The sequence below is a fragment of the Kineococcus rubinsiae genome (assembly GCF_011839805.1).
Lineage (GTDB): Bacteria > Actinomycetota > Actinomycetes > Actinomycetales > Kineococcaceae > Kineococcus > Kineococcus rubinsiae.
This window is the reverse complement of the sequence record NZ_VWPY01000088.1, coordinates 1-11,072: the sequence shown is the minus strand read 5'-3', so window position 1 is coordinate 11,072 and position 11,072 is coordinate 1. Positions and strand designations below refer to the sequence as shown.

The 11,072-nt window shown below is 76.1% G+C and carries 8 protein-coding genes and 1 pseudogene; 4 read left to right on the top strand and 5 right to left on the bottom strand.

The genetic code is table 11. The features are described from left to right. Nucleotides 1-529, bottom strand: a pseudogene (locus F1544_RS25655) (mechanosensitive ion channel domain-containing protein); the annotation flags it as partial. Nucleotides 530-592: 63 nt separating this feature from the next. Beyond that, nucleotides 593-2,758 carry a prolyl oligopeptidase family serine peptidase gene (locus F1544_RS22335; RefSeq protein WP_167588399.1) on the bottom strand — a complete coding sequence of 722 codons (2,166 nt, stop codon included), beginning with the start codon at nucleotides 2,756-2,758 and terminating at the stop codon, nucleotides 593-595. Nucleotides 2,759-2,900: 142 nt separating this feature from the next. On the opposite strand from F1544_RS22335, the gene malQ reads away from it, so the two are divergent. Further along, nucleotides 2,901-5,051: a 4-alpha-glucanotransferase gene (gene malQ / locus F1544_RS22330; RefSeq protein WP_308470273.1), complete on the top strand. Its 2,151-nt coding sequence runs from the start codon at nucleotides 2,901-2,903 to the stop codon at nucleotides 5,049-5,051. Nucleotides 5,052-5,158: 107 nt separating this feature from the next. Here the strand turns inward: malQ and pepN are convergent, their stop codons facing one another. Continuing rightward, on the bottom strand, nucleotides 5,159-7,714 hold the full coding sequence (gene pepN, locus F1544_RS22325; protein WP_167588397.1) for an aminopeptidase N: 2,556 nt from the start codon (nucleotides 7,712-7,714) through the stop codon (nucleotides 5,159-5,161). A 137-nt stretch (nucleotides 7,715-7,851) separates the two neighbouring features. On the opposite strand from pepN, the gene F1544_RS22320 reads away from it, so the two are divergent. Continuing rightward, nucleotides 7,852-8,493 (top strand): mycothiol-dependent nitroreductase Rv2466c family protein, encoded by a 642-nt coding sequence (locus F1544_RS22320; RefSeq protein ID WP_167588396.1) that lies wholly within the window; start codon nucleotides 7,852-7,854, stop codon nucleotides 8,491-8,493. Between the two features lie 47 nt (nucleotides 8,494-8,540). Here the strand turns inward: F1544_RS22320 and F1544_RS22315 are convergent, their stop codons facing one another. After that, nucleotides 8,541-9,239 carry a DUF429 domain-containing protein gene (locus tag F1544_RS22315; protein WP_167588395.1) on the bottom strand — a complete coding sequence of 233 codons (699 nt, stop codon included), beginning with the start codon at nucleotides 9,237-9,239 and terminating at the stop codon, nucleotides 8,541-8,543. Between the two features lie 83 nt (nucleotides 9,240-9,322). On the opposite strand from F1544_RS22315, the gene F1544_RS22310 reads away from it, so the two are divergent. Then, nucleotides 9,323-9,796, top strand: a complete 474-nt coding sequence (locus F1544_RS22310; protein ID WP_167588394.1) for a ribose-5-phosphate isomerase — start codon at nucleotides 9,323-9,325, stop codon at nucleotides 9,794-9,796. Then, nucleotides 9,796-10,593: an Fpg/Nei family DNA glycosylase gene (locus F1544_RS22305; RefSeq protein ID WP_167588393.1), complete on the top strand. Its 798-nt coding sequence runs from the start codon at nucleotides 9,796-9,798 to the stop codon at nucleotides 10,591-10,593. Before F1544_RS22310 ends, F1544_RS22305 begins: the two co-directional genes overlap by 1 nt. Before the next feature lie 54 nt (nucleotides 10,594-10,647). Here F1544_RS22305 and F1544_RS22300 read toward each other — a convergent pair. Beyond that, nucleotides 10,648-11,072 (bottom strand): glycerate kinase (locus tag F1544_RS22300; protein ID WP_167588392.1); only part of this gene is annotated, 425 nt, incomplete at its 5' end.

The window sequence follows — 11,072 nt, the reverse complement described above, 5'->3', positions numbered from 1 at the left end:
CGTCGCCCACGCCGTACTGGTCCTCCGCGAGCATGAAGATGCCCGAGAGGAAGTCCTTGACGAGGCTCTGCGCTCCGAAGCCCAGGGCGACGCCCGCGATCCCGGCCGAGGCCAGGAAGGGCGCGATGTCCAGGGACAGCTCGCTCAGCACCATGAGCAGCGCGACGACGCCGAGGACCAGGGTCGTCGTGCTCTTCAGCACCGACGCCAGCGTCTCGGCCCGCTGCTGCCGCCGCTCGGACAGCAGCGGGCTCGACTCCAGCAGCCCGCCCCGGCGCGGGTTGCGCTGCGCGGCCCGCCCGGCGCCCGTCGCGATCCCCTCCGCGGTGCGGTCGATGACCTTGATCAGCAGGTACCGGGCCACGAAGCAGACCAGGAGGATCAGGACGATGTGCAGGGGCCAGCTGACGAGCACGTCGGCGATCCGGCCCGCGACGCTGGACCCCGTCCAGTCGTAGACGGTGCCGCAGACGCCGGCGTCGGTCCGCGCGCAGGACGCGCCGGCGAGGTCGGTGGTGGCCAGGTGCACGGGGGGAGGGCTCCTCGGTGGGGACGGGTCGGGACGGGTCGGATCGAGCCTCGCGGCGGCCGGTCAGTCGCCGGGCAGCACGAGGCCCGTCGCGGCCGCGGTGAAGGACAGCGTGTCGCGCACCAGCCGCGCCGTGCGCGACACCGAGCGGGCGCCGTGGCCGACGTCGCCCTCCCGCCGCAGCAGCACCGGGCGGCCCGAGGACGTGGCGTGCTGCAGCTGCGCGCACAGCTTGCGGGCGTGCAGCGGGTCGACGCGGCTGTCGCCGTCGAAGACCGTGAACAGCACCGCCGGGTAGGGCGTGCCCTCGTGGACGTGGTGGTAGGGCGAGTAGGACAGCAGCCAGCCGAACTCCTCGGGGTCGTCGGCCCGGCCGTACTCGTCGTTCCAGGTCGCCCCGAGGCCGTGCTGCTCGTAGCGGACCATGTCCAGCAGCGGCGCCGAGCAGACGACGGCCGCGTACAGCTGCGGCTCCTGGGTCAGCGCCGCCCCGACGAGCAGGCCGCCGTTGGAGCCGCCGTGGACCGCGAGCTGCTCGTGGCGCGTCCAGCCCTGCGCGACGAGGTGGCGGGCCGCGGCGTGGAAGTCGTCGAAGACGTTCTGCTTGTGCTCGCGCATGCCCGCGCGGTGCCAGTCCTCGCCCTCCTCGCCGCCGCCGCGGAGGTTCGCGACGGCGTACACGCCGCCGGCCTCGACCCACGCCAGCGCGTCGGGGGAGTAGTGCGGCGAGAGGCTGATCCCGAAGCCGCCGTAGCCGTAGAGGATCGCGGGCGCCGGCTCGCGCGGCGCGCCCGCCTCGTCCAGGGCGTCGGTGCGCGCGACGACGAGCATCCGCACGGTCGTGCCGTCGGCGCTCGCGTACTCCACCAGCCGGCTCGTCACGGCCGGCACCTCCACCGCGCCCGGCGGCCGGGCGTCCACGACGAGCGAGCCGTCGCGGGCGTCGTAGCGGTGCACGACGGCCGGGGTGGTCGTGTCGGTGTAGCCGAACCACAGCTCGTGGCCGCCCTCGGGGCGCCCGATCAGCCCGCCCGTGGACCCGGAGCCGGGCAGCGGCAGCACGCCCCGCTCCCCGGGCAGCTGGTCGCCGCTGCGCAGCTCGTGGACGGTGATCGAGGAGAGGGTGTGCCGCGTCCAGCCCACGACGAGCAGGGGCTCGGGGAGCTCGGCGGAGTCGAGCACGGCGACGTCCTCGAGGACCGCGTCCCCGGACTGCGGCACCAGGTCGCGCCACTGCTCGACGCCCGGCGAGCGCGGGTCGGCGACCGCGAGGCGCGCCCGCGGCGCGTCGAGGTCGGTGAGGACGTAGAGCCGGCCGTCGCGGCCCACCCACGCGCTCGTCTGGGCGTCGCGGCCCGTGACCACCTCGGTGAAGGCCGGTGCCGCCGGGTCGCCCGCGCCGATCTCGGCGATCCACACGTCGTTGCGGGGCGCGGTGCCGTCGGAGGCGCTGACGACCAGCCAGCGGCCGTCGCGCGAGGTCCAGACCCCGTAGTAGTTGGTCATCGACATCCCGGCGCCGAAGACCTCGACGTCGGTGGCCGGGTCCGCGCCCACGCGGTGCAGGTAGACGCGGCGGTGGTACTGCCGCTCGGCCTCCGGCAGCTGCTCCGGCGGCAGCCGCCGCACGTAGTAGAAGGACGCGGAGCCGTCGGCCGCGCGGGGCAGCCAGGCCACGGGGGAGTAGCGGGCCCGGTCCAGCGGCCCGTCGACGACCTCCCCCGTCTCCACGTCGAGCACGCGCAGGCTGCTCTCCTCGCTGCCGCCCTCCGACAGCTGGTAGGCGAGCAGCCCGCCCTCGACGTCGGGGCGCCAGGCGTCCAGCGTCGTCGTGCCCGCCGGGTCGAGCGCGACCGGGTCGACGAGCACGCGGGGCTCGCGGTCCGGGTCCTCCACGCGCAGCACGGCGTGCTCGGCCGTCGGCTCGCGGCGGGTGCGGAAGACCCGCTCGCCCCGGTGCACGGGGGCCCCGGTGGAGCCCGTGGCCATCAGCTCGGCCACCCGCGCCGCGAGCGCCGTCCGGCCCGGCAGCGTCGCGGCGTGCGCCTGGTAGGCCTCGTCCTGCCAGGCCGCCCACGCCTCGGTGCGCGAGTCCCGCGCGTCCTCCAGCCAGCGGTAGGGGTCCGCGACGGGCGTGCCGTGCAGCTCCTCGACGAGGTCGAGGCGGGGGGCGAGCTCGGCGGGGGGACCCTGCGCCGGGGCGGGCGCGGCGTCGGCAGGACTGCTCATGGTCAGCCACCCTAGGCAGTCGGCCCGACAGCCGGGCGCTCGCGCGCCGCGGCCCCGCCCCGGGCCGCAGGGCGCCCCGGCACCGGGGCGGCGCCTGCGCCCTGAGGGGTGCGACGTGCGCCGCTCTGGCAGAGTTCCGACCGTGCCGCCGGACGAAGAACGCGCTTCCCACCAGCTGACGGCCCTCGCCGAGGCCCTCGGCGTCGCGACCCGCTTCACGGACTGGCAGGGCAAGACGACCGACGTGCCCCGCGGCACCGTCGAGGCCGTCCTCGCCGCCATGGGCGTCGACGCGAGCACCCCCGAGGCGCTCAGCGCGGCCCAGCAGGAGGTCCGGCTGCGCCCGTGGCGCCGGATCCTGCCGCCCGTCGTCGTCGCCCGCGAGGGCCACCCCCACCACGTGCCCGTCCACGTCCGCCACGGCGACGCCGTCGAGTGCCTGGTCGAGCTCGAGGACGAGGCCGGCTGGGCGCCCCTGCGCCAGCTCGACCGCTGGGTCGACCCGATGCACGTCGACGGCGTCCTCACGGGCCGCGCCACCTTCGAGGTCCCCGACGACCTGCCGCTGGGCTGGCACGTGCTGCGCGCCCACACCCCCGACGGGGACGCCGAGTGCGCGCTCGTCGTGACGCCCGACGTCCTGGAGCTGCCCGACGCGATGCAGGCCGGGCGCACCTGGGGCTACCAGACGCAGCTGTACTCGGTGCGCTCGTCGGCGTCCTGGGGCGTCGGCGACCTCGCCGACCTGGGCGACCTGGCGGCCACGGCCGCGGAGCAGGGCGCGGGCTGGATGCTCGTGAACCCGCTCGCCGCGGCGCAGCCGATCGCGCCCATGGAGCCGTCGCCGTACCTGCCGACGACCCGGCGCTTCGTCAACCCGCTGTACCTGCGCGTGGAGGACGTGCGCGAGGTCGCCTACCTCCCGCCCGCCGACCGCGAGCGCGTGGAGCGCCTCGCCGCGCAGGTGCGGCCCATGAACACCGACTCCGGCGAGATCGACCGCGACGCGGTGTGGGCGGCCAAGAAGCAGGCCCTGGAGATCGTCTTCGCCTACGGCCGCAGCCGTTCCCGTCAGGCCGCCTTCCGCCGCTACGCCACCTCCGAGGAGCCGGGCCTCAGCGGGTTCGCCGCCTGGTGCGCCCTCGCCGAGCGCCACGGGCTGCCCGCCTCGCGGTGGCCGGCCGAGGTGGCCGACCCGGCCGCGGCCGAGGCGTCCGGGGCGCTGGCCGAGCTGGCGGGGCGCATCGAGTTCCACGAGTGGCTGCAGTGGCAGGCCGACGAGCAGCTGCGCACCGCGCAGGACGCCGCGACCGCCGCCGGGACCGGCCCGGGCATCGTCCACGACCTCGCCGTGGGCGTGCACCCCGACGGCGCCGACGTGTGGTCGCTCGGCGACGCGCTCGCGCACGGCGTGACGGTCGGCGCCCCGCCGGACGCGTTCAACCAGCAGGGCCAGGACTGGAGCCAGCCGCCGTGGCGGCCCGACCGCCTCGCCGACCTCGGCTACGCCCCGTTCCGGGACATGGTCCGCACGATCCTGCGCCACGCGGGCGGCCTGCGCGTCGACCACGTGATCGGCCTGTTCCGCCTGTGGTGGATCCCCGCGGGCGCCCCGCCGTCGCAGGGCACCTACGTCCGCTTCGACCACGAGGCGCTCATCGGGATCCTGTCGCTGGAAGCCCAGCGCGCCGGCGCCGTCCTCGTCGGCGAGGACCTCGGGACGGTCGAGCCGTGGGTGCGCGAGTACCTCGCCGACCGCGGGGTGCTCGGCAGCGCCGTGCTGTGGTTCGAGTACGAGGGCGCGGAGCCCAAGCGTCCCGAGGCCTACCGCGAGCTGGCGCTCGCGAGCGTCACGGTGCACGACCTCCCGCCCACGGCCGGGTACCTCCTCCAGGAGCACGTCGCCCTGCGCGAGCGCCTGGGCCTGCTGACCCGCCCCGTGGAGGAGGAGCGGGCACGCGACCGGGCTGAGCAGGAGCGCATCCTCGGCCTGCTGCGCGAGCGGGGCCTGCTGTCCGCGGGCGCCGGGGAGCAGGAGGTCGTCGAGGCCCTGCACCGCTACCTGGCCCTGTCGCCGTCGCTGATGGTCGGCGTCGCGCTGGTGGACGCCGTCGGCGACCGCCGCACGCAGAACCAGCCCGGGACGGCGCTGGAGTACCCGAACTGGCGGATGCCCCTGACGGGCCCGGACGGGGAGGTCGTGCTGCTGGACGACCTCGCGGCGAACGCGCGCGCCCGGTCGCTGGCCGCCGTGGTCGACGAGGCCGTGCGCCCCACCGAGCCCACCGCCTGACCCCGCACGCACGACGGCCCGGCACCCCGCGAGGGGTGCCGGGCCGTCGTCGTCCGCGGGCGGTGTTCCTGACCGGCCGGGGGTCCCCGACCGGTCAGGAGCGAGGGTCAGCGCGCGTCGCGCTCCTGCGCCCGCAGCGCGCGGGCGACGCCGTCGCGGTTCTCCAGCACGAGCCGGCGCAGGGCCGGCGGCGCGTCGGTGCTCTCGGCCAGCCAGCGGTCGGTGCGCTCCAGGAGCGCCTGCTCGGCCAGCTGGACGGGGTAGAGGCCCGTGACGACCTGCTGCGCCATCTCGTTGGTGCGCTCGGCCCAGACGCGCCGCAGCGCGTCGAAGTACCGGTCGACGAAGGGCCGCAGCAGGTCCACGTCGTGCACGCGGCCGAAGCCGCCGATGACGGAGGCCTGCAGGGCGTTGGGCAGCGAGCCGTCGTCGACGACGCTGGCCCAGGCCGCCTCCTTGGCCTCGGCCGTCGGCAGGGCGGCGCGGGCCGCCGCGGCCGCGCGCTGGCCCGTGGCGGTGTGGTCGCGGACCAGCTCGGCGTCGATCACCGCCGCGTCGGCCCGGCCGCCCGCGACGAGCGCGGACAGCAGCACCCAGCGCATGTCGGTGTCGACGTCGAGGCCCTCGAGCGTCGTGGTGCCGTCGTAGAGGTCCTGCACGACGGCGAGGTGCTCGCCCGAGCGGGCGCGGCCCGCGAAGGCGCGCGCGAACTGCAGCTGCGTGTCGCTGCCCGGGGCCGCCGAGCGCAGCAGCTCCAGCAGCGTCCCGGCCGTGCGCTCCTGGACCTCGGCCCGGCGGGCCGGGGCCGTGTACAGCTCGACGGTGGTGGTGAGCTGGCGCAGCAGCACCATGAGGACCGTGGAGTCGGCGCGGGCGCCGTCGCCGGGCAGGAGGGTGCCGAGCAGGAGGTCGGCGTAGTCGCGCGCCGCGGCCTCGCCGTCGCGCGTCATGTCCCACAGCGCCGCGGCCACGAGCGAGCCCGGCAGGGACTCCGCGAACGCGTCGAGGTGGTGCAGCGCGGTGTCCAGGGACACGTCGTCGAGCCGGATCTTCGCGTAGGCGAGGTCGTCGTCGTTGACCAGCAGCAGGTCCGGGCGCGGCCGGCCCACGAGGCCGGTCAGCTCGGTCCGGGCGCCGACCGCGTCGAGCTCGACGCGGTGGGTGCGGGTGAGCACGCCGTCGACGAGGTCGTAGCAGCCGACCGCCAGCCGGTGCGCCCGCAGGTGCGGGTGCTCCGCGGTGGCCTCCTGCAGCAGGGCCGCGGCCGTGATGGTGCCGCCCTCGTCGACCTGGACCTCGGGGCGCAGCGTCGCCACGCCCGCGGTCTCCAGCCACTCCCGCGACCAGGCGCCGAGGTCGCGGCCCGAGGTCTGCTCCAGCTCGCGGAGCAGGTCGACGAGCTCGGTGTTGCCGTAGGCGTGGCGGCGGAAGTACGCGCGCACCCCGCTCATGAACTCCTCGCGCCCGACGTAGGCCACCAGCTGCTTCAGGACGCTGGCGCCCTTGGCGTAGGTGATCCCGTCGAAGTTCACCTCGACGTCCTCGAGGTCGTTGATCTCAGCGACGATCGGGTGCGTCGTCGGCAGCTGGTCCTGGCGGTAGGCCCAGGACTTCTCCAGCGAGTTGAACGTCGTCCAGGAGCTCGTCCACTCGGTGGCCTCGGCCGCCGCGAGGGTGCTCGCGAACTCCGCGAAGGACTCGTTGAGCCACAGGTCGTTCCACCAGCGCATGGTCACGAGGTCGCCGAACCACATGTGCGCCAGCTCGTGCAGCACGGTCACGACGCGGCGCTCGACCATCGCCTGCGGCACCTTGGAGCGGAACACGTAGCTCTCGACGAAGGTCACCGCCCCGGCGTTCTCCATGGCGCCCGCGTTGAACTCCGGGACGAACACCTGGTCGTACTTGGTGAACGGGTAGGGGCGGTCGAACTCGCGCTCGAAGAACGTGAACCCGGCGCGCGTCGCGGCCACGATGTTGTCCGCGTCCAGGTGCTGCACGAGGGACTTGCGGCAGTAGACGCCCAGCGGGATCGTCCGGCCGTCGGAGGAGACGAGCTCGGACTCCTCGCCGGCGTAGGGCCCCGCGATGACGGCCGTGACGTAGGAGGACAGGCGCGGGGTCGGCTCGAACGTCCAGCGCCGGCCGGCCGCGACCTCCTCGGTGCCGGCGACGGGCGCGCCGGAGATGACCCGCCAGTGCGCGGGGGCCGTGACCGCGAAGGTGAAGACGGCCTTGAGGTCGGGCTGCTCGAACACCGCGAACACCCGGCGGGAGTCGGCGACCTCGAACTGCGAGTAGAGGTAGACCTCGTCGTCGACCGGGTCGACGAAGCGGTGCAGGCCCTCGCCCGTGTTCATGTAGCGGCAGTCCGCGACGACGACGAGCTCGTTCTCGCCGGCCAGGCCGTCCAGCTGCAGGCGCACGCCGTCGCTCACGGCGGCCGGGTCGAGGTCGCGGCCGTTGAGGCTCACGGAGTGCACCGCGGCGGAGATCAGGTCGATGAACGTCGACGACCCCTCGGTGCCGCGGAAGCGCACGGTGGTGCGCGAGGCGAACGTCTCGTCACCCGTCGTGAGGTCCAGGTCGATCTCGTAGGAGTCGACCTCGACGAGGGCAGCGCGGGCGCGCGCCTCCTCGCGGGTCAGGTTCTCGCCGGGCAACGTCCACGTCCTTCCGTCGGGGGGTCCGCCGTCGGGGACCCTCTCGTGGCAGAGAGGCACTCTGCCACGGGCGGGCGACAGCGGCGCAGCGCGGAGGCCCCGTGGTGGGTGTCGGCGGGCCGGGGCAGGATGCCCGCATGACGACGACAGCAGACTCCGCGACCCCCGGCGCGACCGCGCGCGCCAGCGCCGACTTCTGGTTCGACCCGCTGTGCCCGTGGGCGTGGATGACGTCGCGCTGGATCCTCGAGGTCGAGCAGGTCCGCGACATCTCCGTGCGCTGGCACGTCATGAGCCTCTCGGTCCTCAACGAGGGCCGGGACCTGCCCGAGGAGTACCGCTCCCTCATGGAGAAGGGCTGGGGCCCCGTCCGCGTCGTCACCGCCGCGCGCCTGCTGCACGGCGAGGACGTCGTGCTGCCGCTCTACACGGCGATGGGCAACCGCATCCACCCCGGCGGGGACAAGGACTTCGACGCCGTCATCGCCGCGGCCCTCGACGAGGTGGGCCTCCCGGCCGACCTGGCCGCGGCCGCGCACTCGACCACCTACGACGCGGAGCTGCGCGCCTCGCACGCCGAGGGCATCTCGCGGGTCGGCGAGGACGTCGGCACCCCCGTCGTGGCCTTCGGCGACGTCGCCTTCTTCGGCCCGGTCGTCACGCCCACGCCCCGGGGCGAGGACGCCGGCCGGCTGTGGGACGGCTGCGTCCTCGTGGCGGGCACGCCGGGCTTCTTCGAGCTCAAGCGCACCCGGACCCAGGGCCCCGTCTTCGACTGAGGGCCCGGTCCGGCTGACCTCTCCGGACGCCTGAACCCGCGGGTGGCTCAGACGACGATGCGCTGCGGCAGACCGGTCTCGTCGGGTTCGCCCCCGAGCACCTCGGCGAGGCCGGTCGCCCAGCGCAGCGCCGAGAACGCGCACGCGGCGGCGTCCAGGTGGTCGTCGCCCGCGGGGACCTCGGCGTTCGCCAGCTCCGGCAGCCAGCCCCGCAGCGCCGCCAGGCGCGCGGACCGGCCGGCCTCTGTCTTCTTCGGCTCCAGAACGCGCCCCGCGAGGGCGGCGGCGAACGACAGCTCGGGGTGGGTCTCCACGGCGTGCGCGCGGGCCCAGGGGTCCGCCGCCAGGGCCGCGTCCACCGCGAGCACGGGCCGGCGGATGCCCCAGGTCTGCGCCGAGAGCCCCTTGCCGGCCAGCACCTCGCGGCTCGTGCGCCGGGCCGTGGCGTAGTCCGGGGCCCGCAGCACCGCGCGGGGCGGGACGAGGAACACGCGCGCCGAGGCCCGGCCGAGGCGCCGCTTGGCGAGGAGGTCGGCGGGCCGCCAGGCGGAGGTCGGCAGCCCGATCGGCACGTCGAGCCCGACGGCGTCGGCCCCCTCGGCCCGCGCCAGCGCGAAGAGCGCGGCCGCGTCGTCGGCGCCGGCCACCACGGCGAAGCGCAGCAGCCGCGCCCTCCGGGCGGTGCCCCGCACGAGCGCGACGGCCCAGCCGCCGCGGCGGCCGTCCACCCCCAGCACGGTCGGCACGCGGGCGATCCTGCCGGTGCGGGGCGCGGGGGAGCGGGGCGACCCCGGTGTGCGCCCGCGCGGTCGCCTGCGAAGCTGCTCCCATGCGCGTGCACATCGGCACTGACCACGCCGGCTTCGGCCTCAAGCAGCACCTCGTGGAGCACCTGCGCGGCCGGGGCCACGACGTCGTGGACCACGGGGCGCTCGAGGCGGACCCGACCGACGACTACCCGCCCTTCGTGCTGCGCGCGGCCGCGGCCGTGGCGGCGGAGCCGGGCTCCCTCGGCATCGTCCTGGGCGGCTCCGGCAACGGCGAGCAGATCGCGGCCAACGCGGTGCCCGGCATCCGCTGCGCCCTGGCGTGGTCGGTGGACACCGCGCGCCTGGCGCGGGAGCACAACGACGCGCAGTGCGTCGGCATCGGGGCCCGCATGCACACCCTCGAGGAGGCGACGGCGATCGCCGACACCTTCGTCGACACGCCGTTCTCGCAGGACCCGCGCCACGTGCGGCGCATCGAGATGCTCAGCGACTACGCCGCCACGGGCGAGCTCCCCCCGTTGCCCGGAGCCTGATGCCCGAAGGTCACACCGTCCACCGCAACGCCCGCGACCTGCTCGCGCGCTTCGGCGGGCAGCAGGTCATCGTCTCCAGCCCCCAGGGACGCTTCGCCGACGGCGCCGCGCTCCTCGACGGCCGCGAGCTCACCGGCACCGAGGCGCACGGCAAGCACCTCCTCGCCCGCTTCGGCGAGGACCGCTGGCTGCACGTCCACCTCGGCCTGTACGGCACGTGGCGCGCCGGCGACGGCTTCCCGGACCCGCCCCGCGGCGCCGTGCGCGTGCGCCTGGAGGCCGAGGGCGGCTGGGCCGACCTGCGCGGCCCCACCGCGTGCGAGGTCCTCGACGAGGGCGGCGTGGCGCGGGTGCACGCCAAGCTCGGCCCGGACCCGCTGCGCGTGAAGGCGGACCCGGAGGAGGCGTGGGCGCGGATCTCCCGCTCCCGCGTCGCGATCGGCGCACTGCTCATGCAGCAGGACGTCGTCGCGGGCGTCGGCGCCATCTACCGCGCCGAGACGCTGTTCCGCACGGGCGTGGAACCGCACCGGCCCGGCCGCGAGGTGACCCGCGAGGAGTGGCAGGCGCTGTGGGCCGACCTCGTCGTGCTGCTGCGGGCCGGCCTGCGCGCCGGGCGGATCGTCACCACCCGCCCGGAGCACCGCGAGCGCCGCAGCGGGACGGCGCGGCGCGAGGACGCCTTCTACGTCTACCGGCGCACGGGGATGCCGTGCCGCCTGTGCGGCACGCCCGTCGCCTACGCGCAGATGGTCGCGCGGCACCTGAACTGGTGCCCCACCTGCCAGCCCGCCTGACGCCCGGCCGCAGCAGAGGACGGGCGGCGCGGGGCCTCGAGCCGGGGGAGGGCCTCACGCGACGGCGGCGGCGATCTCCGTCCCGAGGTCGTGGGCCAGCGCCCGCAGCAGCGGCCCCGCCTCGGCGATGCACCGGGCCGCGTCGGGCTCGGCGTCGGTCAGGGCGCGCGCGTCGAGGAACCCGGCCGCGAGCCACTGCTCCCGGCTCAGGGCCCGCCGGCCGCTGACCACGACGACGGGCACCTCGCGCTCGGCGGCGGCCGCGGCGACGCCGACGGGGGTCTTCCCGCCGAGGGACTGCTCGTCGAAGCTGCCCTCGCCCGTGACCACGAGGTCGGCGCCCGCGCTGCGGTGGTCGAAGCCCGCGAGCTCGAGGACGACCTCGATGCCCGGCCGGCGCGCCGCGCCGAGCAGCCCGAGCGCCACGACGCCGATGCCCCCGGCCGCGCCGGCCCCGGGCGCCTCCCGCGCGTCGCGGC